The 25,186-nt window shown below is 63.0% G+C and carries 25 protein-coding genes; 9 read left to right on the top strand and 16 right to left on the bottom strand.

Annotated features, from left to right (window positions below; genetic code table 11):
• Nucleotides 1–181 precede the first annotated feature (181 nt).
• From AC07SZ_RS02645 to AC07SZ_RS02630, 4 genes are all read right to left on the bottom strand, one after another.
• On the bottom strand, nt 182–391 hold the full coding sequence (locus AC07SZ_RS02645; protein WP_010915421.1) for a cold-shock protein: 210 nt from the start codon (nt 389–391) through the stop codon (nt 182–184).
• Nucleotides 392–841: 450 nt separating this feature from the next.
• Nucleotides 842–1,165 carry a YciI family protein gene (locus tag AC07SZ_RS02640; protein ID WP_172374062.1) on the bottom strand — a complete coding sequence of 108 codons (324 nt, stop codon included), beginning with the start codon at nt 1,163–1,165 and terminating at the stop codon, nt 842–844.
• A gap of 56 nt (nt 1,166–1,221) precedes the next feature.
• Nucleotides 1,222–1,890: a glutathione S-transferase family protein gene (locus AC07SZ_RS02635; protein WP_494913143.1), complete on the bottom strand. Its 669-nt coding sequence runs from the start codon at nt 1,888–1,890 to the stop codon at nt 1,222–1,224.
• Between the two features lie 217 nt (nt 1,891–2,107).
• On the bottom strand, nt 2,108–3,553 hold the full coding sequence (locus tag AC07SZ_RS02630; protein ID WP_494913142.1) for a patatin-like phospholipase family protein: 1,446 nt from the start codon (nt 3,551–3,553) through the stop codon (nt 2,108–2,110).
• A gap of 162 nt (nt 3,554–3,715) precedes the next feature.
• Between AC07SZ_RS02630 and AC07SZ_RS02625 the strand changes: the two genes are divergently transcribed.
• Nucleotides 3,716–3,895: a CsbD family protein gene (locus AC07SZ_RS02625; RefSeq protein ID WP_494913141.1), complete on the top strand. Its 180-nt coding sequence runs from the start codon at nt 3,716–3,718 to the stop codon at nt 3,893–3,895.
• A gap of 48 nt (nt 3,896–3,943) precedes the next feature.
• Here AC07SZ_RS02625 and AC07SZ_RS02620 read toward each other — a convergent pair whose 3' ends face one another.
• Both AC07SZ_RS02620 and AC07SZ_RS02615 read right to left on the bottom strand, forming a co-directional pair.
• Nucleotides 3,944–5,077, bottom strand: a complete 1,134-nt coding sequence (locus tag AC07SZ_RS02620) for a metallophosphoesterase (protein ID WP_065004975.1) — start codon at nt 5,075–5,077, stop codon at nt 3,944–3,946.
• A gap of 222 nt (nt 5,078–5,299) precedes the next feature.
• The gene (locus AC07SZ_RS02615; protein ID WP_246738840.1) at nt 5,300–5,923 is read right to left on the bottom strand and encodes a TetR/AcrR family transcriptional regulator; all 624 of its coding nucleotides are present in this window, start codon (nt 5,921–5,923) and stop codon (nt 5,300–5,302) included.
• A 148-nt stretch (nt 5,924–6,071) separates the two neighbouring features.
• On the opposite strand from AC07SZ_RS02615, the gene AC07SZ_RS02610 reads away from it, so the two are divergent.
• Nucleotides 6,072–6,854, top strand: coding sequence for an NIPSNAP family protein (locus AC07SZ_RS02610; protein WP_494913140.1), 783 nt, complete (start codon nt 6,072–6,074; stop codon nt 6,852–6,854).
• Here AC07SZ_RS02610 and AC07SZ_RS02605 read toward each other — a convergent pair.
• Together AC07SZ_RS02605 and choX are read right to left on the bottom strand one after the other, a co-directional pair.
• Complete coding sequence (locus AC07SZ_RS02605) at nt 6,851–7,681, bottom strand: alpha/beta fold hydrolase (protein WP_494913139.1); 831 nt, start codon at nt 7,679–7,681, stop codon at nt 6,851–6,853. The genes AC07SZ_RS02610 and AC07SZ_RS02605 overlap by 4 nt on opposite strands.
• A complete protein-coding gene (gene choX, locus AC07SZ_RS02600) occupies nt 7,678–8,616 on the bottom strand; it encodes a choline ABC transporter substrate-binding protein (RefSeq protein ID WP_494913138.1) in 939 nt (312 codons plus the stop codon). Before choX ends, AC07SZ_RS02605 begins: the two co-directional genes overlap by 4 nt.
• A gap of 81 nt (nt 8,617–8,697) precedes the next feature.
• Between choX and betI the strand changes: the two genes are divergently transcribed.
• Nucleotides 8,698–9,336, top strand: coding sequence for a choline-binding transcriptional repressor BetI (gene betI / locus AC07SZ_RS02595; RefSeq protein WP_081294693.1), 639 nt, complete (start codon nt 8,698–8,700; stop codon nt 9,334–9,336).
• A 54-nt stretch (nt 9,337–9,390) separates the two neighbouring features.
• Here the strand turns inward: betI and AC07SZ_RS02590 are convergent, their stop codons facing one another.
• Nucleotides 9,391–10,326, bottom strand: a complete 936-nt coding sequence (locus AC07SZ_RS02590) for a glycosyl transferase family 90 (protein ID WP_172374070.1) — start codon at nt 10,324–10,326, stop codon at nt 9,391–9,393.
• Nucleotides 10,327–10,549: 223 nt separating this feature from the next.
• Here AC07SZ_RS02590 and AC07SZ_RS02585 point away from each other — a divergent pair, with 223 nt between their 5' ends.
• The 4 genes from AC07SZ_RS02585 to AC07SZ_RS02570 all read left to right on the top strand — a co-directional run bounded on the left by AC07SZ_RS02585 (nt 10,550) and on the right by AC07SZ_RS02570 (nt 14,009).
• Complete coding sequence (locus tag AC07SZ_RS02585) at nt 10,550–11,323, top strand: SDR family NAD(P)-dependent oxidoreductase (protein WP_494913137.1); 774 nt, start codon at nt 10,550–10,552, stop codon at nt 11,321–11,323.
• Between the two features lie 128 nt (nt 11,324–11,451).
• Nucleotides 11,452–12,849 carry a class II fumarate hydratase gene (gene fumC / locus AC07SZ_RS02580; protein WP_056565502.1) on the top strand — a complete coding sequence of 466 codons (1,398 nt, stop codon included), beginning with the start codon at nt 11,452–11,454 and terminating at the stop codon, nt 12,847–12,849.
• A 177-nt stretch (nt 12,850–13,026) separates the two neighbouring features.
• The gene (locus tag AC07SZ_RS02575) at nt 13,027–13,449 is read left to right on the top strand and encodes a DoxX family protein (RefSeq protein WP_056563013.1); all 423 of its coding nucleotides are present in this window, start codon (nt 13,027–13,029) and stop codon (nt 13,447–13,449) included.
• Between the two features lie 155 nt (nt 13,450–13,604).
• Nucleotides 13,605–14,009, top strand: coding sequence for a DoxX family protein (locus tag AC07SZ_RS02570; RefSeq protein ID WP_494913136.1), 405 nt, complete (start codon nt 13,605–13,607; stop codon nt 14,007–14,009).
• 291 nt (nt 14,010–14,300) lie between these two features.
• Here AC07SZ_RS02570 and ppx read toward each other — a convergent pair whose 3' ends face one another.
• Entirely contained in the window at nt 14,301–15,836 is a 1,536-nt protein-coding gene (gene ppx / locus AC07SZ_RS02565; RefSeq protein WP_056563019.1) for an exopolyphosphatase, read from the bottom strand.
• Nucleotides 15,836–18,037, bottom strand: a complete 2,202-nt coding sequence (locus tag AC07SZ_RS02560; protein WP_056563022.1) for an RNA degradosome polyphosphate kinase — start codon at nt 18,035–18,037, stop codon at nt 15,836–15,838. The genes ppx and AC07SZ_RS02560 overlap by 1 nt, the downstream gene beginning before the upstream one ends.
• 143 nt (nt 18,038–18,180) lie before the next feature.
• Here AC07SZ_RS02560 and AC07SZ_RS02555 point away from each other — a divergent pair, with 143 nt between their 5' ends.
• Both AC07SZ_RS02555 and AC07SZ_RS02550 read left to right on the top strand, forming a co-directional pair.
• A complete protein-coding gene (locus tag AC07SZ_RS02555) occupies nt 18,181–18,426 on the top strand; it encodes a zinc-finger domain-containing protein (RefSeq protein WP_056563026.1) in 246 nt (81 codons plus the stop codon).
• Nucleotides 18,427–18,445: 19 nt separating this feature from the next.
• Entirely contained in the window at nt 18,446–19,684 is a 1,239-nt protein-coding gene (locus AC07SZ_RS02550; protein WP_494913135.1) for an FAD-dependent monooxygenase, read from the top strand.
• 144 nt (nt 19,685–19,828) lie between these two features.
• On the opposite strand, the gene AC07SZ_RS02545 is transcribed toward AC07SZ_RS02550, so the two are convergent.
• From AC07SZ_RS02545 to AC07SZ_RS02525, 5 genes are all read right to left on the bottom strand, one after another.
• Nucleotides 19,829–20,494, bottom strand: a complete 666-nt coding sequence (locus tag AC07SZ_RS02545) for a TIGR02117 family protein (RefSeq protein ID WP_494913134.1) — start codon at nt 20,492–20,494, stop codon at nt 19,829–19,831.
• 100 nt (nt 20,495–20,594) lie between these two features.
• Entirely contained in the window at nt 20,595–21,344 is a 750-nt protein-coding gene (locus AC07SZ_RS02540; RefSeq protein ID WP_031240865.1) for an amino acid ABC transporter ATP-binding protein, read from the bottom strand.
• Between the two features lie 79 nt (nt 21,345–21,423).
• Entirely contained in the window at nt 21,424–22,581 is a 1,158-nt protein-coding gene (locus AC07SZ_RS02535) for an amino acid ABC transporter permease (protein WP_056563032.1), read from the bottom strand.
• Nucleotides 22,582–22,585: 4 nt separating this feature from the next.
• Nucleotides 22,586–23,773, bottom strand: coding sequence for an amino acid ABC transporter permease (locus AC07SZ_RS02530; RefSeq protein WP_056563035.1), 1,188 nt, complete (start codon nt 23,771–23,773; stop codon nt 22,586–22,588).
• A gap of 63 nt (nt 23,774–23,836) precedes the next feature.
• Nucleotides 23,837–24,865 carry an amino acid ABC transporter substrate-binding protein gene (locus AC07SZ_RS02525; protein WP_056563038.1) on the bottom strand — a complete coding sequence of 343 codons (1,029 nt, stop codon included), beginning with the start codon at nt 24,863–24,865 and terminating at the stop codon, nt 23,837–23,839.
• Between the last annotated feature and the right edge of the window lie 321 nt (nt 24,866–25,186).

Genomic DNA, 25,186 nt, shown 5'->3' with positions numbered 1-25,186 from the left:
AAATGAAAAAGGCCAGGCACCGCCTGACCTCCCCAGGAGTACCGCACATCCAGATGGATGCACAGGAACACTCCTTCATGCGCATGGCCTTGGAAACTCAGGTTTCCAAGGCCATGCGCCTAAATTCGCCCATCACCGGTGCCAGTACATCCGTGGTCACCGGGAGGGCTGAATTCTTTCTTCAGGCCGCCTTCAACTGGTCGGCGGACATCTTGCCCGACTTGTTGTCGCGGACCATCTCGTAGCCGAGCTTCTGGCCCTCGACGATGTCGCGCATGCCGGCACGCTCTACGGCCGAGATGTGGACAAAAACGTCGGCCGAGCCGTCGTCAGGCTGAATAAAACCAAAACCTTTGGTGGCGTTGAACCATTTAACTGTGCCGGTGCTCATAAACGAACCCTTTCCATGGCAAATATTCGTTAATCGCGGTGCGAATGCACAACGATTTTTGTCTCGATTTTTGATGGGGAAGTTCGTCAAAAGCGCGCATGCATGCGCGGATAACAAAAGTCAGTCAAACAAATATCGACATATTTCTTATAGGCTTCTTTTGCCGGCGAGTCAATTTCTGGTTTTCCATCGGCCAGCATTCAACCCGCGATTGCTCTAACTCGAAGCCTCAACTGGCGAAACGGCCGACAGACAAAGGTCCCCCAAAAAAACGCACACGCCCGGAACCAATTCCATGCCGACGCATTTCAACCGTGTCAGCATTTTAGAGAGCAATCTCGGGAAAGCTGACAAAAGGACGCCTCCCGCACGATAACAGGTGCGAGAGGCGTTCTTGTATGTGCCAGTTCTTGTATTTGCCAGGAGGCCGAAGCCGGGCCGCGAGGCGGGCTATATAATGGCACTGATCAGCGGCAGGATCTCGTAGTGGAAACCGCGGCCAGAACGCGATACCGGATCACCATCGATCACGGCTCTCGCCTCGACTTCGCTCCCGACACGCAGGATCAACAGGCCCCAGGGGCCGGCCGGGTCGGCGACCGGGCCAGCCACGACCATGGTACCCTCGCGAAGCTTGCCGCGCAGATAGTCGGCATGCCGTCCCATCAGTTCCTTTTCTTCCTCGGTCATGGTGAAGGCGAAATCCGGTCGAGGCGGGATCAGCCGGCAGTGAAAGATCAATGGCACCGTGAGCGGTCCGCCGTTGCTGGACATCGGTCCTCCTCCAAAACCCCGTCAATCGGCCATCGGTGCTTAGCGCCTCGATTGACCTATTCGTCCGGCCCCGGTTCCGGCCAGGGCTCCTTGGCCGCTTCCGCGTACCAGTGCCGCATCGCCGGCGTGGCCAGCACGGCGTCGACATAGGCCCTGGTGTCGGGCGCGAGTTCGCCGCCATAGGTGTCGAAGCGGGTGACGACCGGCGCGTACATGGCATCGGCCGCGGTGAAATGGCCGAACAGGAAGGGTCCGCCCTTGCCGTATTTTTCGCGACACGTGCGCCAGATGGCCTCGATGCGGGCGCGCTGCACTTCCCCTTCGGCGTCGAGCGGCTTGTGGCCCTTGGGGCGGCGCAGATTCATCGGCCAGCCATAACGAACCTCGCGAAAGCCGGAATGCATCTCGGTGGCCACCGAGCGGGCCAAGGCCCGGGCGCCGATATCGTCGGGCCAGAGCCCTCTGTCCGGAAACAGGTCGGCAAGATATTCAAGAATGGCAAGGGTTTCCCAGACGACCCTGTCCCCGCCCTGCGACGGCTTGTGTTCCAAGACGGGGACCTGTCCGGTAGGCGAAACCTTGGCAAGATTGGCAAAGGTCTCGGGCGTCCGCAGGCGCACGAAGCTCTCCTCGAACGGGATCTCCAGATGCTTCATCGCCACCCATGGCCTGAGCGACCAGGAGGAGAAGCATTTGTTGCCGATGTAGAGCGTGAATTCAGCCAAGGCGATTTCCCCCAATTTTCATCACTCTAGAGCAATTCCAGGAAAGGTGTGTAACGGTTTTCCCGGGAAAAGCGCATAGCGCTTTCCCTTGGGAATTGCGTCCAAACAAAGAGTTAGAGCAGTTCGGCGTTTCCGTGAAACGATGAACTGCTCCAGCACGGAGTGCACTGGCAGCAAAGCGTGTCGGCAGCCTTGCGGCCTTCACCCGGTGATGAACTCAGTTTGCCTGTGCAGCCAATTGCGCCCCAGGCGAAACACCGGCGCGGGCGCGGATCGCGGCGACGGCGCTGGCAATATCGGCATTGACGCGCAGCGCCTCACGTCCGGCTTCTATAGTGAGATCGACCTCTTCGACCGGCAGCTTCAGCCTTGTCGGTATTGCGTTGAGCCTGATTTGCGCCGCCGGATCGAGGTCGGCGAAAGACAGGTGCTGCACCACAAGCCGGACGTCGCGGCAATTCCAGCCGCCCGTCGAGCCTCGATAGGCGGCCACCGTCGAGGCCGGCAAGGCGCAGCGGTAGCGCACCAACTCCTCCTTCCACTGCGAGACGGCCAGGGTCAGGGCATCGAATTCGTCGCGCACCGAGGAAGAAAGCGTGGTGCTGGTCACGGCGTCGAGCAGCTCCGAGGCCTTTGGTCCATGGAGTGATTTCGCCCAACTCACATCCCTGTTGCTGCCCGCATCGGCGACGATGAAGATCAGCGTCGTCAGGCGGACGGCTGCCGAAGGCGACAGCGGCCCATAGGGCGTGCCGGCGGCCGAGCGCTCGAGCGAAAAGCCGGTGACGCCGATATTGTCGGTCAAGCCGCCGTCGAGCAGCTTCACATAGTCGAGCGGATCGGCGTTCTGGTAGGAATCGAGCGCGCTGGCGTAGGCCTTCAGCCTGAGCGAGGCATTGCGGTCGGCAAGCGCCCGGCTCGGCCACAACGGCTTGCGGTAGCCGCAATCGGGCTTGGTGGCGGCGACCACGATCGGGGCGAAGACGATGGGCACGGCGGCGGAGGCGGCAACCGCATCGGCCAGCCGCACCTTGTCGAGGTCGCTGCACAGCGCCGCGAAGGTGTCGTAGGTGAACATGAACGGCGTACGGTTGTAGATATCGGACGCGTTGACCCAGACGATCGGCCGGTCCGGCTTGCGGAATGCCTCGAAGGTCGCGCCATCGAAAAGATGGTCGTTCAGCCATTTGGCGAAGCCGCTGCGGTCATTGACGCCGCCATAATAGGCGCGCACGAGATTGACCGGCGACACCGATGTCCTGAGATCGGCTTCCGCGTCCTGGATCAGGAAGCGCTGGCGAAAATCCTGGTAGCCGTCCTTGCCCTTGTAGCCGAAATAGGCCGCCGCGATGGCGCCGCCGGACGCTCCGGAAATCATCCTGATGTCGTCTACCAGCGTACGGCGATATGGCCGCTCGTCGATGACGATGTCGTCCAGGGCCCGCAGCACGCCATAGGAGAAGGCAGCCGCCCTGGTGCCCCCGCCGGAAAAGGCGAGGCCGACCACGGTCGAACTATCGTCGCCCGGATCAGGGATGAAGGTCGGTGAAGGGTGGCCTGCTTCAGATGTCAGGAGGTTGATCGGTCCGACATCGTCGGCAATGCAACCTGCCACCAGCAGGGAGACAGCGACCGCCAAGGCAAGGCGAAACAGAAAACGCATAGAACTCCCCCGGCGGCCCGTAGGCTGGTCCCGCGCAGACGGTAGCCGCATTGCCTCGCCAGAGGCAACCAGTTGTCTGCCCCCGCGGGCCTGCGGAACCTAAGCAGGGCTGGCTCGTTTGCCTTTCGCGAGTGAAAATCCCGAAATCCCAGGAGATGCGAAATGGTGAACAGGGATCAGGTCGCCGGCATGGCCAGGCAGATCAAGGGCTCGATCAAGCAAGCAGCCGGCAAGGCCACCGGCAACTGGCAGGCCCAGGCCGAAGGCATGGCCGACAAGGTCGCGGGCAAGGTGCAGAAGGCCTATGGCGACGTGAAGGACAAGGTCAGGAAGGCGTTTTGATTCCGCATCGGGAAGGTCGGAAAAGGCGGCGGCCCGGGGCCGCCTTTTTCATGTGCTCCAGCCCTTGCTGAAAGCGTTGGTGAAAGCGATCTCGCCGTGGTCGTCGGTCGCCTCGCCCAGCACCACGTCCATGCCATCGCTGGTCACCCTGGCCAGAGCGAAACCTCCCATATAGGCAGCCTTTGGCTTGAACAGGTTGAGCCCGTCACGACGGTAGATCAGCGAGGTCTCGTGCTGATGGCCGTGGAAGATGGCAATGACATTGTACCCCTTCAGCACCGCCACCAGCGCCTGTCTGTCGGCCTCGCCCCACCAGTGCGGCGCACCGGCGCCGTCATCGTCATAGGTCCGCTTGGCGGGATCCCACCGCTCCGTCGAAAATGTGTCCCAGCCATAGTGCTGGAACAGGATGACGGGACGGCCATCCGCCGCGTAGGTCGCCAGATCCTGCTTGAGCCATGGCAGGCTGCTATCGGCACCATGGCCGGTATCGCCGGCGAAACGATGCGTCTGGACGAGATGCAGGCCACCCCAATCCCACGAATAGCAGTCAGTCTCGACATCGTAGTCGGTGGCCGGCACGGGCGGCTTGAAGAACACGCCGGCGCGATGGTTGACTTCGACATAGTCACGCAGTTCGCGCCGGTACCAGTCGACATGGTGCGGCGGACCGTTCTGGTCGAGATCGTGGTTGCCGAGCCCGATATAGACCGGCATGTGAACGCGATCCGGGCCGACCCCTTGGCTGTAGCGCTGGCTGAATTGAAGCAGCTGCGTACCCTCGCTCGGCTGGGTGATCTGGCCGCCGCCGTCGTCGGTGATGTCACCGCCGATGACAAGGCCGAACGGCATGCCGATCCGGCGGCCCGCTGAACGCAAGCGGGTGGCGACGCCATCGATCTCGTCCGGCCAGTCCTTGTCGCCAATGGCATTCAGTGCCGCGACATTGCGCAACAGCGCGGCGTCGGTCTTGCCTTCCTGCAGGCAGTTGGGGCTCAGGCCGCTTGCCATGCGGCAGGCATGGACATCGGCGATGAACAGGAAGGTGGCGTCGATGGGCTGGATGCGCTGCCCGGTCTGGCTGAGCGCCGGGCGTGAAAGCGCGCCGGCCGCGGCAAGACCCGCGGCCTGCACCAGAAAGCCGCGTCGTGAAAGCAATACAGGGGAATGGCGAGTCATCATGCCGGAATTTCAGCACAAGCGGCGTCCGTCCGTCCAGTTTCGGCAGTATCGCCACTTGCCTTGAGCATCGACATCGCAATGAACGTCTGCCACTTCTACCTGCGCTTGCATCCTCAAGAAACTGGTTGCGTGAAGAACGCGCTTGCCGGCATGGCATTGGCGGTTCTGCTGTCTGCAAGTGTTGCGCTTGCCAGTCCATCGCCGCGAAGCGGTGCACCCGCCTTAGATGGTGCCATGCCGCCGCAGCACCCTGCTACGTCGCCTCCCGCCCGGCGACGGTGCGACCTGGGAGGCGCCGCGCTCCAAAGCCGCAAGGCAGTCGCGCAACGGGCCGGCGTCCTGCGCCGTCTTGGCCATCGACATGGCGCCGGAATAGGTGGCGATGGCAAGTGCGGCAAAATGCTGGGGATCGGTGCCCTGCTCCTTGCCCTCCCGCTGGTCGGCGCTGACCTTGTCGGCGATCGCCTGACGCCATGCCGCAAAAATGCCGGCAAGGGCAGCGCGCAGATCGGGATCGGCAAGCGACAGTTCGTGCGCCAGATTGTTGAGCGGACAGCCCCGCACGAAACCCTGCTGGTCCAGTTCCGCCGCCACGGCCTCAAACACGGCCCGCACCCCGTCGCGCGCCGAAGCCGCCGCCTTGACCGGCGCGATCCATGTCTGCTCGACCGCCGCCGCCACGCGCTCCTCGATCACTGCCAGGGCAAGCGCCTTCTTGGTCGGGAAATGGTGATGCAACGCGCCGCCGCTGACCCCTGCCGTCGCCATCAGGTCACCCAGGCTGGAAGCATGATAGCCGCGTGCCTGAAACACGACCTCGGCCACATCGAGGACTTTTCTGCGCATGCCCTCCGGGTCGTTGACGCGCTTTCCAGGCCGGGGGCCTGATTGGGTGATTATCTCTTCTGACATTGCCGGACCATAGCATGTTGACAAAACAGGACAACCGGTCTGTTTATAAACAGGACGATCATCCTGTTTCTGGAGACTGCCGATGAATCCGCGCCTCGAACTTCCCGTCAAGGTGCTCGCCTCGCCCGTCGTCGAGCTGAGGCAATACACATTGAAGCCAGGGCAACGTGAAACGCTGATTGACCTTTTCGACCGGGAGTTCATCGAGAGCCAGGAGGCGACTGGCATGAGCATCATCGGCCAGTTTCGCGACCTGGACCGTCCCGACATGTTCGTCTGGCTGCGCGGCTTCGAAAGCATGGACACCCGCAAGGAGGCCCTGGCCACCTTTTACGGCGGGCCGGTCTGGGCGGCGCACCGTGACGTGGCCAATGCGACGATGATCGATTCCGACGACGTGTTGCTGCTGAAGCCGGCATGGCCGGGAGCCGGGTTCGACCTTTCGGGCACGCAGCGCGCCGCCTTGGCCACGGGTGAAAAGCCAATTCAAAACAATCAGCTGGCTGGCATTGTTGCCATCCGGATTCATCATCTGCGACCAGGGGCGGAGACCGGCTTCGCCAGCCGCTTCAAGGCCGAGACGGTACCCATGATGAAGGCCTCCGGCGTCCGCCTCCTCGCCGCTTTTGTCACGGAGCATGCCGAAAACAGCTTTCCGCGCCTGCCGGTGCGGACGAGCGAAAACGTTTTCATTTCCGTAACCGGCTTCCACGGCAGCGAGGCGCATGCCCGCCATGAAGCCGCCTTGGCCGCGTCGCCGAACTGGCGGGCCTTCTGGCAGGCGGCCGAGCTCGACCTGACCAAGCCAACGGAGACTTTGCGGCTGTCGCCTACTTCGCGGTCGTTGGTCGGGCCGAGCCTCTAGGCTCCCAATGCCTCGATGATGGCCCCGGCGACAAAGGCCGGATCCTCCCAATGCGGGTTGTGGCCACACGCTTCGGCACGCAGGAGTCTTGCCCCCGCCAGGCTGCGCAACAGCGCCTCCTGGTGCGCCTCGCCGAACAGCGGGTCGCACGCGCCGGCGATGATCAGCGTTCGGGTCCGCACTGCCTGTGCCGCGCTGGTCAGGTCGGCCGGGCATATCTCTTCCAGAATGGCGCGCCAGCGCGCCGCGGGCATCGCCGATGCGTCTTTCGCCAGGCCGGCTAGGAACGGCTGGGGTACATCGGGCCGGCAGGCATGCCACCAGTCATAGAACGGATCGGCCGGCGATATCGGGTCACGCAGGGCCTGAACAGCAGCGACAAGCGGATGATCGTGTGCGAAATCGGGCTTCAACGTGCCTGCCATGACCACCAGCCCCCCTGGGAGCTCGGCGTATCGCGCAGCCAGAGCGACGGCCACCATGGCGCCCAGCGAATGGCCGACCACAACGGGCCGATGGAGCCGCAAATGCCGGATCAGGCCCGCAATATCATCGGCGAAGTCGGTAATGCCGCAACTCTTGCCCGCTGGCGAGGCGCCATGGCCGCGCAGGTCGGGCATGATCAGCCGGCGGCCGGCCAGGTGCGGCGCCAGCAGCGAAAAGCTGCGGCTGGTGTCGGTGAAGCCATGCACCAGAACCAGCGCCGGCTCGGCGCCCGATATCTCGACATAGGCGATCTCGAGGCCGCCAGGATTGACGAATTGCTTGCGACCGGCCCAGGCGTCCTGCTCCGCGGCCGGTGTCGCCTTCGGTTCGACCGCCGTCACAGGCCGAGCTTCTCCTTGACCGCGGCAAGGCCGGGCTTGCCGTCGAAGGTGGTGACGCCGGCGAGCCAGGCGTCGAGGCGGTCCTTGTTCAGCGTGATCGCCTTCAGTGCCCCGTCCTCCGGCTTCATGCCGTCATTGATCAGGTAGCCCATCCCGACATTCTCGAAATCAATGTCGAAGGCGAGATTCTTCAGGAACTGCGCGACATTGGGGCATTGCTGCAGATAGCCCTTGCGCACCTGCGTCGTCACCGTCGCGGCGCCGAAGTTCGGGCCAAAGAACTTGTCGCCACCAGTCAGATATTTGAAATCGTACATGGTGTTCATCGGATGCGGGGCCCAGCCCTGAAAGACGATGAACTGCTTCTCCTTGATCTCATAGCCGACCTCCGAGAGCATACCCGCTTCGCTCGACTCGACCACGTGCCAGCCGTCAAGGCCGAAGGCCGGATCGGCGATGGCGTCCATCATCAATTGATTGGATCCGGGTTCGATGCCGTACATTTTCTTGCCGAACTTGTCGGCGAATTTGTGCAGGTCGGAAACGTCCTTGACCCCGGCCTCCCAGACATAAGTCGGTACGGCGAAGGTGTATTTGGCGCCGACAAGATTGACGCGGACATTCTCGATCGAGCCGTCCTTCTTGTAGGGCTCGTAATAGGTGACCATCGCCGGATCCCAGTAACCCAGGAACAGGTCGAGATCCCTGTTTTTCATGCCCTCGTAGATGACGTTGATGCCGAGCACTTCGCTCTGCGACTGATAACCCAGCGCATGCAGCAGGACGTTGGCCACTCCTGTGGTGAAGGCGAGATCGTTCCAGCCAGGCTCGGCCATGCGAACGGTCTTGCACTCTTCTGCCTCTGCCGCCCGGGCCGCTTGAGACGCCAGCACCAAAGCGGCAAGGCACACGCCATTTGCAAGGGCTCGCAACATTTCGGTTCTCCTCTTGTCCTAAATTGACCGGATGGTTTTTTTATTGTCCCACTGGTCAATAGTTGATCTAGACGGACGAAGATGTCAACGTGGATTCGCAATGCCTGGATCGAACCCGTGAAACTCAAGCGTCTCGGTGACATACGCCGCAAGGAGTTGCGGCAAGCCGCTTTCGCGGTACTGGAGCGCGAAGGCATTGCCGGCGCGACTTTGGAAAAGGTTGCCGCCCATGCCGGCGCCTCCAAGGGCATCGTGCTGCATTATTTCCGCAACAAGCAGGAATTGTTCGAACATGCGATGCGGGAAGCAAACGCCGTGCTGCGCGACGCTGTGGTCGCCCGGCTTCGCCAGGCGCGCACGCCAAGGGAACGCCTTGATGCGGTGATCGATGGCAATTTCGAGGAGCATCTGTTCCAACCATCGCTTTGCCATGCCTGGCTTTCGCTCTGCGCCGAGGTGCCGCGCGACGAGAAGCTGGCGCGGATCCAGAAGGTGCTTCACGCGCGCATGCGCTCGAACCTGTTGTCCGGCCTGCACGGCCTCACCTCCCCCAAGGTTGCCGATGACATCGCGCTTGGCGTCACCTCACTGATCGACGGGCTTTGGCTGCGGCTCGGCCTGGAGCCGGGCAGCGTGTCGCGCGAACAGGCTATCCGCCAGGTCAAGGATTTCGTTGCCGCGCGGCTGGCCATGTACCAGCCTGCGACCGTCAACGCGTAGGCCGGCCCCGGCCTACGGCCAGGCCGAATTCCATGCCGAATGAACGGCGCGCCGTCAGGGCGGCCAGCCGGTCGCGCGCTTGCGCCGCTCAAGGCCGGATTTCAGATTGCCACCGGCGGCGGCGTGATCCTTCAGGAGCCTCGCCCATGCCGCCACCGCTGCCGCCCGCGTCAGGCGGGTCCGGGCGAAATCCTGCGCCTCCGCGGCTATCTCGGCCTCCAGTTTCGGATTGGCGCGCAGCCACTCTATGCGTTCGGCCAGATCGGACAGGTCGCGCGCCACCGGGACATAGTGGCGAAACGGTTCGATATCGTCGAAGAACCACTCGCGCCACGGCCGATCCTGCAACAGCACGACCCGCTTGGTGTGGAGCAGCATCTTGAAGCGGCCACTGTAGCCCGCGCCCTCGATATCGATCATGTACCTGTAGGTGGCGACCTGGTCTTCCATTGTCTTGAAAGTCGCGGAATACCGATTGATGTCGGTGTTGTAGTTCGGCTCGGTGTCGTAGGCCTCAAGCAGATCCGGCCGCGCCTTTGCAATCTCGACTATCGCCTGGCGAGCATGGTTCATGCAGCGCCCCGCCCAGAACAATCGGTCATCGCGCGGCGGCTCTTCCGAGGCGGCAGCCATCGCCCGCGTCTTCCGGTCGTAATCGTCGAACTTCGCGTCCGGCCAGCCATCGAAAACGAAATCAGGCGCGGCCACCTCGCCATAGCCGTCGGCTTGAGAGAAGGCAAAGCGCGTGCGGAAATAGCGATGCCTTCTGCGCGACGGCGTGTCGCCGAGCAGCATATAGAAGGGCGGCAGGCTTTCGACATCCAGGGACGCCAATGCCTCGGCGATCAAGGTCAGGACCTGCACGTGCCGCTCAAGCCAGGCAGCGCGGGAGCGCACCTTGAGCGTCCCGCCTTCGAAACGGCAGTGGATCTCGCCGCGATTGAGCCCAGGCAGAAAGCGCCTGCCAACCTCGACGACATCGACAGCCATGGGAAGCGCTCTCGGTCCGTTCTTGAGTGGTGCCATTTTCAAAAAGACGCTCGCCGCAGCCTGTTTTCGATCAACGCGGCTATCCCTTTGGCGCGGCGGATGCAAGGGCGGACAATCCCGGCGTTGGCACCTGACGAAGTTCATACCGTGCGATAGGCCCGCGGCTTGACCTGGGCCGCGACCATGCGGTGCTCTGGCCTGACCCATGACTTCGGAGCGCCAGATGAGGCTTCAAGACAAGCATGCGCTGGTGACCGGCGGCTCGGACGGCATCGGCCTGGCAATAGCCGAGGCGTTTCTGCGCGAGGGCGCCGATGTCCTGATCGTCGGCCGCGACGCCGGCAAACTCGAAACCGCGCGCGACAAACTGGCGGCTGCCGGTCCAAGGAGAACCGTGGAGACGTTGTCGGCCGACCTTGCCACAAGCCGCGGCATCGCAGCGGTTGCCGAACACGTGAAAGCTTCCGGCCGGCCGCTCGACGTTCTCGTCAACAATGCCGGTGTCGCCTATCTCGTGCCATTCGAGACTGTCAGCGAGGCGCAGTTCCAGCACTCCTTCGCGCTCAATGTGACAGCCGCGTTCTTCCTTACCCAGGGACTGCTGCGGCATTTCGGTGCCGGCGCCTCCGTCATCAACATCTCCTCCTATTTCGCCAACAAGATGATCCCGAAGCGGCCGTCCAGCCTCTACTCCCTGTCCAAGGGCGCGTTGAACTCGCTGACCAGATCGCTTGCCTTCGAGCTCGGCCCGCGCGGCATCCGCGTCAACGCCATCGCGCCCGGCACGGTCGACACCGCCATGCGACGCAAGACCGTCGACAACCTGCCAGCCGCGGCAAAGGCGGAGCTGACGGCCTATGTCGAACGTAGCTATCCGCTGGGTCGCATCGGCCGGCCCGGGGACCTTGCCGGTATGGCGGTCTATCTCGCCAGCGACGAGGCTGGGTGGACCAGCGGCGGGATCTTCCCGGTGGATGGGGGCTATACGGCGGGATGAGAGCGCGAGAAGAGGGGAAATGCACTCATCTTCAACCGATTTGCATCCGCGCCACCCGCAATCTCCGCTTGAAGGCCATTGTGCAACGCGATACGCCCTTGCCCAAATCGACAGACCGGAGACTTGCCGTGAGCACGCCAAAGACCAGAACCGAAACCGATACGTTCGGCCCCATCGAGGTCGCAGCCGACCGCTATTGGGGCGCGCAGGCGCAGCGTTCCCTGGGCAATTTCAAGATCGGCTGGGAAAAGCAGCCGGCTTCGATCGTGCGCGCGCTCGGCATCGTCAAGCGCGCCGCGGCGGAAGCCAACATGGAGCTGAAGCGGCTCGATCCGGCGATCGGCAAGCCGATCATCGCGGCCGCGCAAGAGGTCATCGACGGCAAGCTCAACGACCATTTCCCGCTGGTGGTCTGGCAGACCGGCTCCGGCACCCAGTCCAACATGAACGCCAACGAGGTGATCTCCAACCGGGCGATCGAGATGCTCGGCGGCGTGATGGGATCGAAGAAGCCGGTGCATCCCAACGACCACGTCAATATGAGCCAGTCGTCGAACGACACCTATCCGACGGCCATGCACATTGCCTGCGCCGAGCGCATCGTGCACGATTTGCTGCCGGCGCTGAAGCACCTGCACAAGGCGCTGGACGCCAAGGCCAAGGCCTTCAATCACATCATCAAGATCGGCCGCACGCACACGCAGGATGCTACTCCCCTCACCCTCGGCCAGGAATTTTCCGGCTATGCGGCGCAGGTCGCCTCCTCGATCAAGCGCATCGAAATGACGCTGCCCGGCCTGCAGGAACTGGCGCAGGGCGGCACCGCCGTCGGCACCGGGCTCAATGCGCCTGTCGGCTTCGCCGAGCGGGTGGCTGATCGCATCGCCGCTATCACCGGCATCGCCTTCGTCACCGCGCCGAACAAGTTCGAGGCGCTTGCCGCCCACGATTCCATGGTGTTCTCGCACGGCGCCATCAACGCGGCCGCCGCCGCGCTGTTCAAGATCGCCAACGACATCCGCTTCCTCGGCTCCGGCCCACGCTCTGGGCTTGGCGAATTGTCGCTGCCGGAGAACGAGCCCGGCTCCTCGATCATGCCCGGCAAGGTCAACCCGACGCAGTGCGAAGCGATGACACAGGTCTGCGTGCAGGTGTTCGGCAACAACGCCGCGGTGACCTTCGCCGGCAGCCAGGGCCATTTCGAACTCAACGTCTACAATCCGCTGATGGCCTACAACTTCCTGCAGTCGGTGCAGCTCCTCGCCGACGCGTCGGTTTCCTTCACCGACAATTGCGTCGTCGGCATCGAGGCCCGCGAGGACAACATCAAGGCGGCGCTCGACCGCTCACTGATGCTGGTGACGGCGCTGGCCCCGACCATCGGCTACGACAACGCCGCCAAGATCGCGAAGACGGCGCACAAGAAGGGCACCACGCTGCGCGAGGAAGCACTGGCCACCGGGCTGGTCAGCGAGGCTGACTACGACCGGCTGGTCCGGCCGGAGGACATGACGCATCCGGGATAAGCTGTTTTCGGCGGGAGAATTTACTCCCGTCGCGGCACCGTTCGACACGAATTTCGCGCTTCTTGCCCGATCACGGAAATGTACAGGCTGTGAACAATGTGTCGCCACATAGGCGGCTTTGGTGAACAGTCTGCATCGTCTATCTCTTGGGTCATTCAACCCATTCGGAGAGCCACCATGTCCATCAACACTTCCGCCGCCGGCGCCGGCACCGCATCCAACGCCTCTACCACGATCCTTGTCGGCCGCGTCCTTTTGTCGATCCTGTTCATCCTTTCCGGCTTTGCCAAGCTGACTGCGATTTCCGCCACCGCGCAGTGGTTCGGCAGCATTGGCCTGCCGTTGCCGACAGCTGCCGCCGTGGGTTCCGGCCTGCTCGAATTCTTTGGCGGCCTCGCCATCCTGGTCGGCTTCCAGACCCGCATCGTGGCGATCGCGCTCGCAATCTTCACGCTCGCCGCGACCGCCGTCGCGCATCTCAACTTCGGCGACCAGATGCAGTTGCTGATGCTGCAGAAGAACCTCGGCCTGACCGGCGGCTTCCTGCTTCTGGCAGTGCTCGGCGCTGGCGCCTATTCGATCGACGCCAAACGCGGCTGAAACCTCCCAAGGGCCTGGCCAAAAGCGGCGCGGAATTTTCCGTGCCGCTTTTTCGTTGTCTGGAATAGGCAGTTCGGTTTCGGCTCTGGCTTCGCAGGCGTAAACTGCGCCGCGACCAGTTTAAGCCCGACCGGGCGCCGGCAAGGGAGGTGGCCATGACCCGCAACGCATTGCTTCTGGTTTCGCGACTGCTGTTTGCCGTGCTGTTCGTACCGTCCGGCTTCCAGGCCCTCGCCAACATTGCCGGCACGACCAGTTATTTCGCCGGCCTCGGCCTGCCGCTGCCGGCGCTTGCCGCCTGGGGCACGGGCCTGTTCGAGCTGATCGCCGGATTGCTGATCCTCGTCGGCTTCCAGACCCGGATCGTGGCGCTGCTGCTGGCGGCCTTCTGCGTCGTTGCCGGCTTCATCGGCCATTACGGCCAGGGTGCCGACGATGCGACGCTCGCCTTCCTGCACCAGCAGATGCTGATGAAGGACATTGCGATCTCGGGCGGCTTCCTGGCGCTGGCCATGGCCGGCGCCGGAGCCTGGTCGGCCGATAGGCGCGCTGCGGTTTAACATCTTTGCTTAAACGCGCCCGAGCTGGTCGACCGCCACTTCCGTCGCGGCTTCGCCGAGCCACCTCTCCCCCGATCGACGGGGTAGAGGAAGGGCACGAGCCTATTGCCGCCAACGCTTCTCCAACGGGACTCCCTTCCTTTCCCTCCGGAGGGGGAAAGGTGGCGCTGCAAAGCAGCGACCGATTGGGGGAAGCCGATCCACAATCGCGAGGCCCAAGACGACTGATCACCACCGGCAGTCCAATACCCGCTTGAATCAGGTAAGACACGGTCTGCTATCAGGCCGTGTTCATTTCACCGAAACGCTTGGCCCGCCTTCCACCGCCAGCACCAGCCTGCGGTTGGTGATCCGCGCCAGCTGCGCCAGCCGGCCGGCCGGCCGCTCGCCGTAGAGGTCGGAGAGCGAGGCCGGCAACACCAGCGCCAGCACACCATTGGCGCGCTGCTCCCATTTCAGCCTGGGCATGATGCCGGGCATCGAGGCGGTCAGCAGATAGACGACACGCATCATCGCCGCCAGCACCCGGGCACGCTCGAGGTAGCGCGGCGTCGCCAGCGCCTTGATTTCCGGCGCGATGGATTCGTTGAAGATGCCGTCGTGACGATAGGCGTTGGCCAGCGCCAGGAAGGCACGGCCCGGATGGTCGACGCCGAAGAAAGAGGCATGGGCAATGATGTTGAGCGATTGCCTGCCGCGATACTCGGGATGCGCGCGCCAGCCGATGTCGGCCAGCAGTGCGGCGGCATGGCGGTAGCGCGCCTCGTCCTCGGTCTCGTCGATACCGAAGGCGGCGAAGGATTTGGCCGTCCAGTCGACCAGTTCATGCGCATGGGTGAAAGAGCGCGAACGCAACCGGGCAAGCTCCTCGGACGCCGAAATCAACGGATCCGCCCTCTGCTCCGCCTCGTCGAGCAACGAATAGAGGAAGCCTTCGCGCACACCGAGCGCCGAGACGATGATCTTCGACGGCTGCATCGCCGCCATGATCTCCTGCAGCACGATGGCGCCGTAGGGCAGCAGCGAACGGCGATTCTTCGAGACGCCTTCGATGCCCTTGACCTTCTCGATCTCGGCCTTGCCCACCTGCTTGAGAAAGTTCGCCGCACTGTCGGCCGATATCTCGTAGTGGTGCATGACGCCGAGCGGGTAGTTGGTCATCTCCATGTGCAGCCGGGCGAGGTTTCGCCAGGTGCCGCCGACGGCGTAGAAGGGCCTGCCCTGCCCGCCCTTCAACAGCTTGGCCCGCGCAAGCTCTTCGCGCGCGATCTTCTGCGCCTGGGTGAGCGAGTTCTTCGCCATGTCCTGCAGGCGCAGGCCACCGAGCGGCAGCGTTATGCCGTCACCGATCGCCTCGCCACTGACGTCGACCAGTTCGAGGCTGCCGCCGCCCAGATCGCCGGCGATGCCATTGGCCGGATGGAAGCCGGAAATAACGCCGAGCGCCGAATAGTAGGCTTCCTGGCGCCCGCTGATCACCCGGATCTCGGTCTTGAGTACGTCCTCGGCCCGATGGATGAAATCGGGACCATTGATTGCCTCGCGCGCGGCGGCGGTGGCCAAGACATACATATGCTCGGCGCCGGCCTGATCGGACAGCGCGCGAAAGCGGCGAAACTCTTCCATCGAGCGCGTCACCGCCTCGGGGTCGAGTTTGCCGGTCGAAACGATGCCGCGGCCAAGACCGGCCAGCATCTTTTCGTTGAACAGCATGGTCGGCGAGCGCGCCAGCCCTTCATAGACAACGAGGCGGATCGAATTCGACCCGATGTCGATGATGGACAGCGGTCGGCGGTCCTGCAGCCGGCCCTGGGAATCAGACAGCATCAGGTGGACGCTGCGGCGTTCTTCTTGCGGCGCTTGAACTGCGCAATGCGTTTGGGCGCATGCGACTTCAGCGCGTCACCCCGTCCGGACAGGCTCGGATTGGTCATGAAATATTCCTGCGCGTTGAACGGTTCCTCGCCCTCCTCCAGCACCACGCGCCGGGAGGTTCCATCAGCCAATACGTCGAAACTTTGCTGATTGTCCATGATGTTGCCCAGCATGATCTGGCCGAGCACCTGTTCATGCACAGTTGGATTGGTGATCGGCACCATGGTCTCGACGCGACGGTCGAGGTTGCGCGGCATGAGGTCGGCCGAGGAGATGTAGACGATCGCCTCGTCCGACGGCAGGCCATGGCCGTTGCCGAAGCAATAGATACGGCTGTGCTCCAGGAAGCGGCCGACGATCGATTTGACCCTGATGTTTTCGGACAGGCCAGGCACCTGCGGCCGCAGGCAGCAGATGCCGCGCACGACGAGGTCGATCTCGACACCGGCGCGGCTGGCATCATAGAGGGCGTCGATGATGATCGGGTCGACAAGGGCGTTCATCTTCATCCAGATGCGCGCCGGCCTTGCTTCCAGAGCATGGGCGACTTCGTCGGAAATGTGCTGCAGGATGCGGTTCCGCAGCGTGAACGGCGAGATCGCCAGCCGCATTTCGGCGGTCGGTTCGGCATAGCCGGTGATGAAATTGAACAGCTGCGCGACGTCGCGGGCAATCGTCGGGTCCGTGGTGAAAAAGGACAGGTCGGTGTAGATGCGCGCGGTGACCGGATGGTAGTTTCCGGTGCCAAGATGCACGTAATTGCGCAGCTTGCCATCCTCGCGCCGAACCACCAGCGACATCTTGGCATGCGTCTTCAGCTCGAGGAAACCGAACACGACCTGCACGCCGGCGCGCTCCAGGTCGCGCGCCCAGCGGATGTTGGCTTCCTCGTCGAAGCGCGCCTTGAGCTCGACCAGTGCGGTCACCGACTTGCCGGCCTCCGCCGCGTCGACCAGCGCGCGCACGATCGGGCTGTCATTGGAGGTGCGGTAAAGCGTCTGCTTGATCGCCACCACTTCGGGATCGGCCATTGCCTGGCGCAGGAACTGCACCACCACGTCGAAGGATTCGTAGGGGTGGTGGACGATGATGTCCTTCTCGCGGATGGCGGCAAAGCAATCGCCGCCATGCTCGCGGATGCGCTCGGGAAAGCGCGGATTGTAGGGCGTGAATTTGAGGTCGTCGCGTGGAACGGCGACGATCTCCGAGATCTGGCTGAGCGCCAGCGGCCCGGTCAGGACGCTGATGCGGCTCGATGAGACGCCGAGTTCGCTGGCCACGAAATCGCGCAATTCGCCAGGCATCAGCCTGTCGAACTCGATGCGGATCACCGACCCGCGACGACGGCGCTTCAGCGCCGTCTCGAACAGGCGCACCAGATCTTCCGATTCTTCCTCGACCTCGATGTCGCTGTCGCGGATGATGCGGAACGTGCCTGAACCCTTGACCTCGTAGCCGGGGAACAGCTTGCCGATATAGAGGCCGACCGCCTCTTCCAGCGGGATGAAGCGGACATGGTGCTTGCGATCCGGAAGACGGATGAAGCGCTTCAGCGCCACTGGCAGGCGCAGGAGCGCGCTCATCTCCTCGCCGTTCTTGCGATGGCGGAGCTGCAGAGCCATCGAGAAGCCGAGATTGGGAATGAACGGGAACGGGTGCGCCGGGTCGATCGACAGCGGGGTGAGCACCGGAAACACCTGGTCTTGGAAATGCTCTTCCAACCAGACCTTCTCGTCCTTGGTCAGAGCGTCGCGGGTGATCGTCTCGATGCCTTCCTTGTTGAGCAGCACAGTCAGCGCCGAAAGGCTCTTCTGCTGGTCTTCCTGCAGCCGTTCGACCTCGCGCAGCAGCTGTTCGAGCTGCTGTTCGGGAGTGCGGCCATCAGGGCTCTTCAGCACGATGCCCTCGCGGACCTGGCCGGCGAGACCGGCGACCCGCACCATGAAGAATTCGTCGAGATTGGCAGCCGAGATCGACAGGAAACGAACGCGCTCCAGCAGCGGATGATGGGTGTTCAGCGATTCCTCGAGCACGCGGCGATTGAACTGCAGCCAGGAAAACTCGCGATTGACGAAACGATCGGGATTGCCGCCTTCCGGGCTCGCCGCTTCGACATTGATGAATTCGCTCTGCACCGGCTTCAGTTCGTTCATGGTTCCTGCTCTTTCCACCGCTCAGCCGGTTAACCGGCTTAACTTATCCTCTGACAGGCTTTTGCGACAGTTTCATTTCATCGATCTTGCAAAGAGACCTGTTATGATCCAGATGCATGCGAGACTGCGTTAAGGAGACGACGATGGCAGGCGGTTCCATTCCCCATTTCCAGAACGATGCGGGCCATCCGGCGATCGACATCGGCGTCAGGGAATTCATGTGCACGGGCGCCAACCCGCCTTTCGATCACCCGCATGTGTTTCTCGACATGGGCGACGACAATGAGAAGGTCTGCCCCTATTGTTCGACGCTCTACCGCTATTCGCCGAAGCTGAAGGCGACGGAAACGCTGCCTGCCGGCTGCCTCTACATCGACCAGGCCGCCTGATTCCTTCGCGACGGACCTGATGGAGGACCCGCGCTCCCGGCAAATCGTCATCGCCGGAGCGGGCGTCGCCGGGCTGACCTCGGCCCTTGCTTTTGCCAGACGCGGCTACCTCGTGCGGGTGTTCGAGCAGGCGCCACGCCTGGAAGCCGTAGGCGCCGGCCTGCAGCTTTCCCCCAACGCGACAAGCATCCTGCGTGACCTCGGCGTACTCGACCGGCTGTTGCCGGCGGCGGTGCGGCCGGAGGCCGTGGTGCTGAAGGATGCAAGGACGTTGCGCGCATTGGCGCATGTGCCGTTGGGGCAGTCGGGAGAAGACCATTGGGGCGCTCCCTATCTCGTCGCGCACCGGGCCGACCTGCAGAGCGCGCTGATGGCGCGTGTTGCCGAGATGCCTGATATCCATCTCACCCTCGGGGCGCGCGTCCAAGGAATTGCGACTGGCAGCCATGGTGTCACGGCGACCGTCGAAATCGGCGGCAAGACGGCGGAGGAACAGGGCACCTTGCTGGTCGGCGCCGATGGCGTCTGGTCGGCGGTGCGCGGGCTTGTCGATGCAAAAAGGATGGCATCGCCAGGAAGCCGTTTTTCGGGAGAGTTGGCCTGGCGCACCACCGTCGCGGCGGACAGCAGCGCCGGGCAGGCCTTCGCCGCGATCGGCGCAGCCGATTGCGTCACGACTTTCCTGCATCCGGGTTTCCACATGGTCGCCTATCCGGTCAGCAAGGGCGACGCATTCAACCTCGTCGCCTTCACCAAGGGCGAGCGCATTGCCGAGGGCTGGTCCGGCCATGCCGATCCCGGCATCCTCGCCGCCGCCATGCGCGGCACCGCGCCAGGACTCGTGAAGCTGGTGGAAATGGCTGGCCCATGGCTGACCTGGCCGCTGCATACCGTCGAACGGAAACAGCCCTGGACAACGCCGGCCGGCATTGCGCTGATCGGCGATGCCGCGCATGCGATGACGCCATTCGCGGCACAGGGCGCGGCGATGGCGATCGAGGATGCCGCGACGCTTGCCACTCTGGTCGCCGACTTCCCCGCCGATCCGCGACAGGGCCTCAGCATCTGGGAGAATCTGCGGCGGCCGCGCGTGGAGAAGGTGCTTAGGCGCGGCGCCCTCAACCGGCTTGCCTGGCATGCCCGGGGCCCGGTGGCGCTGGCCCGCAACCTGGTGCTGGCGACGCGGCCGGCGGAGAAGCTCGCAACCGATCTCGACTGGCTTTATGGCTGGGAGGAACCGAAGGTCGTCAGGCGGTAGGACGTCGAGACAAGTCGGCCCGATAGGTTGGCCCGATAGGTTGGCGGGGACCGCGGCCCTCTCTGTCCTGCCGGATTTCTCCTCCACCTGTGAGGAAATTGGCGGCTTTGGCGTCGGCGTCCATCTTGGAAACGTTGACGGATCTCAGTTATACAACCGCATCGACCACCCCAGCGACACCGGCAACGGGTTCCACCAGCCGGTCCGCAGGCCGGCGGTACGCAGCGCCGCAGCGGTCCAGGTGTTGCAGCCGACCAGCGCGTTGAAATGGCCGTTGGCTTCGAAAAAGCCGTCGAATCTTGAATAAGCGGCGTTCGGGACATGGATCAGACCGTTCGGTCCCTGCTGAAAACTGGCCTGGATGAAGTCGAGCAACGCCGCGAACCGCTTCCCGTCAATGTCGAAGCCCGCGACATCCGGATGCGGTTCGGCGATGGCGCCGGCGACATCGACGTGCATCACCGAGGCATCGAGGGTCAGCGCCTTCATCACCGGACCGGCTTTGAGTTCGGACCAGGTCGGTGTTTCCAGATAGAAGGCGCGGCCACCCCAGCCGAAAACGATGTAGCGCACCTCCGGACTATCGGCCGGGATGCCGGCTTCGACCAGAAAATGAAAGCGCTGGCGCACGGCATCGTCCACCGGGATGGCAATGTCGGTATGGATCGGGTTCTTCAGCACCAATATGTGCCGCATGCCCTCGCCCGCGGACGCCGCCGGCCAGAGCGGACGCGGCACCAGCGTGCCGAGGGCCGCTGCAAGCACGATCACGGCAAGCGACATGGAAAGGAAACGCAGGACGCTTCTCATCGATGACGCCCGCCGGTTTGTCGCCACTCGCATCAGCCGATCCATAAGAAAAGAGCCCGGCCGCAATGCGGCCGGGCTCTTGCGCTCGGTTTGGGACCGGTCAGTGCAGGATCTGCGACAGGAACAGCTTCGTGCGCTCATGGCGCGGATGGTCGAAGAATTCGGCCGGCGTGTTCTGCTCGACGATCTGGCCCTGATCCATGAAGATCACCCGGTTGGCGACCTTGCGGGCAAAACCCATTTCGTGCGTGACACACAGCATGGTCATGCCTTCCTCGGCGAGCCCCACCATGGTCTCCAGAACTTCCTTGATCATTTCCGGGTCGAGCGCCGAGGTCGGCTCGTCGAACAGCATGATGCGCGGGTTCATGCACAGCGAGCGCGCGATCGCCACCCGCTGCTGCTGGCCGCCCGACAACTGGCCGGGGTATTTGTTGGCCTGCTCCGGAATTTTCACGCGCTTGAGGAAATGCATGGCGATTTCCTCGGCCTGCTTCTTGGGCGTCTTGCGCACCCAGATCGGCGCCAGCGTGCAGTTTTCCAGGATGGTCAGATGCGGGAACAGGTTGAAGTGCTGGAACACCATGCCGACCTCGCGACGCACCTCGTCGATCTTCTTCAGATCGTTGGTGAGCTCCTTGCCATCGACGATGATCTTGCCCTTCTGGTGCTCCTCCAGCCGGTTGATGCAGCGGATCATGGTCGACTTGCCGGAGCCCGAGGGCCCGCAGATGACGATGCGCTCGCCGCGCATCACCTTCAGATTGATGTCCTTCAGCACATGGAATTCGCCATACCATTTGTGCATGGCGATGATGTCGATGGCGACATCGGTGGTTGAGATGTGCATCTTGGCGGCGTTGACCTTGATCTCTTCCGCGCTGACGGCATTTTCGGTGGCCATTGACAGGGTCCCCTTGGTCTTTCGTTTAGCGTTTGTGGCCGGTGTCGAGCCGGCGTTCGGTGTACATTGAATAGCGCGACATGCCGAAGCAGAACAGCCAGAAGACGAAGGCGGCGAACACCAGGCCGGACCGGGCCGTTTGCGGCGTCGCCCAGTTGGCGTCCGAGAAGTTCTGCTTGACGACACCGAGCAGGTCGAACATCGAGATGATCAGCACCAGGCTGGTGTCCTTGAACATGCCGATGAAGGTGTTGACGATGCCGGGAATGACCAGCTTCAGCGCCTGCGGCAGCACGATCAGCCCCATCTTCTGCCAATAGCCGAGTCCGAGGGAATCGGCGCCTTCATACTGGCCTTTGGGAATCGCCTGCAGGCCGCCACGCACGACTTCGGCCATATAGGCGGCGGCGAACAGCGACACGCCGATCAGCGCCCGGAGGAACTTGTCGAAGGTGACGCCAGCCGGCAGGAACAGCGGCAGCATGACGCTGACGAAGAACAGCACGGTGATCAGCGGAATGCCGCGCACCGTTTCGATGAAGATCACGCACAAAGTCTTGATGATCGGCATTTTCGAACGCCTGCCGAGCGCCAGCACCGTGCCCAGCGGCAGCGACACGGCAATGCCGACGAAGGACAGGCTGAGCGTGACCAGCAGGCCGCCCCACCGCGAGGTCTCGACATGCGGCAGGCCGAACACGCCGCCGATCAGCAGGAAAAAGGAGACGATCGGGAGCACCAGGAAAAGCAGGATGGCGTTCAGCCCCTTGCGGGGGACACGCGGGATCAGCATCGGCACCAGCAGCGCCACGAACAGGATGGCAACCAGGATCGGCCGCCAGCGCTCCTCGATCGGATAGGTGCCGAACATGAACTGGCCGAACTTGGCATTGACGAAAGCCCAGCAGGCGCCGGTCCAGCCATCCGGCTGAATGCCGCCTTGTGCAACGGTCGCACAGACAGTGCGGTCCGGCCCTGTCCACTGCGCGTTGAGGAACGCCCAGTTGATGACCTGCGGCAGGATCCAGGCGACGATGACGATGCCGAGGATGGTGAGGATGGTGTCGCCAACCGTTCCGACCAGGTTCTTGCGCACCCAGGCTATCGGGCCGCGGACGCTTGTGGGCGCGGGCTGCGCCAGGGCCATTTCGGTGCGCACCCAGGACATATCGTGTTCCTGCATGGCTCTACCTTTCCACCAGCGCCATTCTGGCGTTGACCACGTTCATCACGGCCGAGGTCACCAGGCTGAGGATGAGATAGGCGATCATCATGATCAGCACGCCTTCGACCGCCTGCCCGGTCTGGTTCAGAACCGTGCCGGCCGTCGCCGTCAGGTCCGGATAGCCGATGGCGATCGCCAGCGACGAGTTCTTGGTCAGGTTGAGATACTGGCTGGTCAGCGGCGGGATGACGATGCGCATGGCCTGCGGCACCACAACCAGCCGCAGGATGGAGCCGGATCGTAGCCCTAGGGCCGCCGCCGCCTCGGTCTGGCCCTTGCTGACACCCCTGATGCCGGCGCGCACGATTTCGGCGATGAAGGCCGCCGTGTAGCAGGACAGCGCCAGATAGAGCGAGAGGAACTCCGGCTTGACCTGGAAGCCGCCGGTCAGGTTGAAGGTGGATTGTTTCGGAAGATCAAAGCTCAGCGGAAAACCGCTCAGAATGTAGGCGAGCAGCGGCAGGCCGACGATCAGCGCCACGGAAGTCCACAACACCGGAAATTGCTGGCCTGTCGCCATCTGCCGCTGACGCGCCCTGCGGGCGACGAACCACGCCATGGCTATGCCGACAAGCAGAGCGACGAAGATCAACCAGGAGCCCTCGCCCCACACCGCGCGGGGAAAATAGAAGCCACGCTGGTTGAGGAAGGAGCCGAAGGGCAGATGATAGCTGTCACGCGGCGCCGGCAGCACCGCCAGCACGCCGGAATACCAGAAGAAGATGACCAGCAGCGGCGGGATGTTGCGGAAGATCTCGACATAGACCGTGCAGATCTTCTGGATCAGCCAGTTCTGCGACAAGCGGCCGATGCCGATGACGAAGCCGATGATCGTGGCGGTTATGATGCCCGCAACGGCGACGATGATGGTGTTGATCAGGCCGACGAGGATGGCGCGGCCGTAGGTCGAATCCGACGTATAGGCGATCGGCGTATCCGAGATGTCGAACCCGGCGCGTCCCCTGAGGAAGCCGAAGCCGGAGGCGATGTGCAGGCGCTGCAGATTGTCGATGACGTTCTGCACGATCCACCAGACAGAGCCAAACAGGACGATGACGACCAGCGTCTGGAAGAAGAGGCCGCGGACTTTCGGATCATTGATGAAGGAAGCCCGGCTGGGCTCTTCGCGAAGAACTTCCTGCGATGCCATGTGACCGTCCCCTGGAAAGAGAAACCGGAAGGCAGAGTATCTGCCTTCCGGATCACATTTCGGTCAGCGGATCGGCGGAGCGTATTGCAGGCCGCCCTTGGTCCACAGCGCGTTGATGCCGCGCGCGATCTTGAGCGGGCTGCCCGAGCCGACATTGCGATCGAACATTTCGCCGTAATTGCCAACGGCCTTGACGATGTTGACGACCCAGTCGTTGGAGACGCCAAGATCGGTGCCGATCTTGGTGTCGGCCTCCTGGCCGAGCACGCGCTTGATCTCCGGGCTGGCCGAATTCTTCATCTCGTCGACATTGGCCTTGGTGATGCCGAGTTCCTCGGCGTCGAGCAGCGCGAAGTAGGTCCACTTGACGATATGATACCACTGGTCGTCACCCTGGCGCACGGCCGGGCCGAGCGGCTCCTTGGAGATGATCTCGGGCAGGACGACGTGATCGGCCGGCGAGCCGAGTGTCAGGCGGATGCCGTAAAGGCCCGACTGGTCGGTGGTGTAGACGTCGCAGCGGCCGGCGTCATAGGCGGCATTGACCTCTTCGAGCTTCTCGAAGACGACCGGATTGTACTCCATCTTGTTCGCCTTGAAGTAGTCGGCGAGGTTGAGTTCGGTGGTGGTGCCGCTCTGCACGCAGACGGCGGCGCCCGAGAGCTGGAGAGCCGAATTGACGCCCGGCAGCTTCTTGGCGTTGATCATGAAGCCCTGGCCGTCATAGTAGGTGGTGCCGACGAAATTCAGGCCGAGCGCGGTGTCGCGGTTAATGGTCCAGGTGGTGTTGCGCGAAAGGATGTCGACCTCGCCGGACTGCAGCGCGGTGAAGCGTTCCTTGGCGCTGAGCGGCGTGAACTTGACCTTGGTGCCGTCACCGAAGACGGCCGCCGCGACAGCGCGGCAGAAATCCGCATCTATGCCCTGCCAGTCGCCCTTGTCATCCGGCGCCGAGAAGCCGGCCAGACCGGTCGAGACGCCGCACTGGATGAAGCCCTTCGCCTTGACGGTGTCGAGCGTCGTGGCCGACGCGGCCGACGCCATCAATCCAAGCGTAGCGGCGCCAAGAATGCCGATAGCAATATGTTTCATGACCCACAGACCCTTTTCTCTGTTTTTCAGGCAAACCCTGATCTTTTTTCCCGTGTGAACGCAGCTCCCATCCCGGCCCATTCCCGGAACCCCGCATCGTAACCGACGCGCCGCCTCCCATTCACGAATGGCATCGAAGGCGATAATTCCTGTGAGGTCAAGGAAAATGACCGAATCCGAACCTGTTTGAAAATCGATTGCCTGAAATGCCCGAACCCCAGACAAACGCGGTCGAGATCCAGGCCGTGACCTCATAAATCCGCCAAGCGGACTGCATGCAAGATACTCTGTGACCCGATAGCCAACTTATTATTACTGCAC

It is taken from the genome of Mesorhizobium sp. GW821-FHT07A06 (assembly GCF_059419085.1).
This window is presented reverse-complemented; position numbering and strand designations above follow the sequence as displayed.

Excerpts from the sequence above, each read along its gene's own strand:
- AC07SZ_RS02530 (WP_056563035.1), bottom strand. The coding sequence starts at position 23,773 with ATGGCATCGCAGGAAGTTCTTCGCGAAGAGCCCAGCCGGGCTTCCTTC.
- AC07SZ_RS02575 (WP_056563013.1), top strand. The coding sequence starts at position 13,027 with ATGTCCATCAACACTTCCGCCGCCGGCGCCGGCACCGCATCCAACGCC.
- AC07SZ_RS02555 (WP_056563026.1), top strand. The coding sequence starts at position 18,181 with ATGGCAGGCGGTTCCATTCCCCATTTCCAGAACGATGCGGGCCATCCG.
- AC07SZ_RS02535 (WP_056563032.1), bottom strand. The coding sequence starts at position 22,581 with ATGCAGGAACACGATATGTCCTGGGTGCGCACCGAAATGGCCCTGGCG.
- AC07SZ_RS02610 (WP_494913140.1), top strand. The coding sequence starts at position 6,072 with ATGAATCCGCGCCTCGAACTTCCCGTCAAGGTGCTCGCCTCGCCCGTC.
- AC07SZ_RS02570 (WP_494913136.1), top strand. The coding sequence starts at position 13,605 with ATGACCCGCAACGCATTGCTTCTGGTTTCGCGACTGCTGTTTGCCGTG.
- AC07SZ_RS02585 (WP_494913137.1), top strand. The coding sequence starts at position 10,550 with ATGAGGCTTCAAGACAAGCATGCGCTGGTGACCGGCGGCTCGGACGGC.
- AC07SZ_RS02525 (WP_056563038.1), bottom strand. The coding sequence starts at position 24,865 with ATGAAACATATTGCTATCGGCATTCTTGGCGCCGCTACGCTTGGATTG.
- betI (WP_081294693.1), top strand. The coding sequence starts at position 8,698 with ATGTCAACGTGGATTCGCAATGCCTGGATCGAACCCGTGAAACTCAAG.
- AC07SZ_RS02620 (WP_065004975.1), bottom strand. The coding sequence starts at position 5,077 with ATGATGACTCGCCATTCCCCTGTATTGCTTTCACGACGCGGCTTTCTG.
- AC07SZ_RS02540 (WP_031240865.1), bottom strand. The coding sequence starts at position 21,344 with ATGCACATCTCAACCACCGATGTCGCCATCGACATCATCGCCATGCAC.
- AC07SZ_RS02645 (WP_010915421.1), bottom strand. The coding sequence starts at position 391 with ATGAGCACCGGCACAGTTAAATGGTTCAACGCCACCAAAGGTTTTGGT.
- AC07SZ_RS02545 (WP_494913134.1), bottom strand. The coding sequence starts at position 20,494 with ATGAGAAGCGTCCTGCGTTTCCTTTCCATGTCGCTTGCCGTGATCGTG.
- AC07SZ_RS02630 (WP_494913142.1), bottom strand. The coding sequence starts at position 3,553 with ATGCGTTTTCTGTTTCGCCTTGCCTTGGCGGTCGCTGTCTCCCTGCTG.
- AC07SZ_RS02560 (WP_056563022.1), bottom strand. The coding sequence starts at position 18,037 with ATGAACGAACTGAAGCCGGTGCAGAGCGAATTCATCAATGTCGAAGCG.
- ppx (WP_056563019.1), bottom strand. The coding sequence starts at position 15,836 with ATGCTGTCTGATTCCCAGGGCCGGCTGCAGGACCGCCGACCGCTGTCC.
- AC07SZ_RS02590 (WP_172374070.1), bottom strand. The coding sequence starts at position 10,326 with ATGGCTGTCGATGTCGTCGAGGTTGGCAGGCGCTTTCTGCCTGGGCTC.
- AC07SZ_RS02615 (WP_246738840.1), bottom strand. The coding sequence starts at position 5,923 with ATGCGCAGAAAAGTCCTCGATGTGGCCGAGGTCGTGTTTCAGGCACGC.
- AC07SZ_RS02550 (WP_494913135.1), top strand. The coding sequence starts at position 18,446 with ATGGAGGACCCGCGCTCCCGGCAAATCGTCATCGCCGGAGCGGGCGTC.
- choX (WP_494913138.1), bottom strand. The coding sequence starts at position 8,616 with ATGTTGCGAGCCCTTGCAAATGGCGTGTGCCTTGCCGCTTTGGTGCTG.
- AC07SZ_RS02625 (WP_494913141.1), top strand. The coding sequence starts at position 3,716 with ATGGTGAACAGGGATCAGGTCGCCGGCATGGCCAGGCAGATCAAGGGC.
- AC07SZ_RS02640 (WP_172374062.1), bottom strand. The coding sequence starts at position 1,165 with ATGTCCAGCAACGGCGGACCGCTCACGGTGCCATTGATCTTTCACTGC.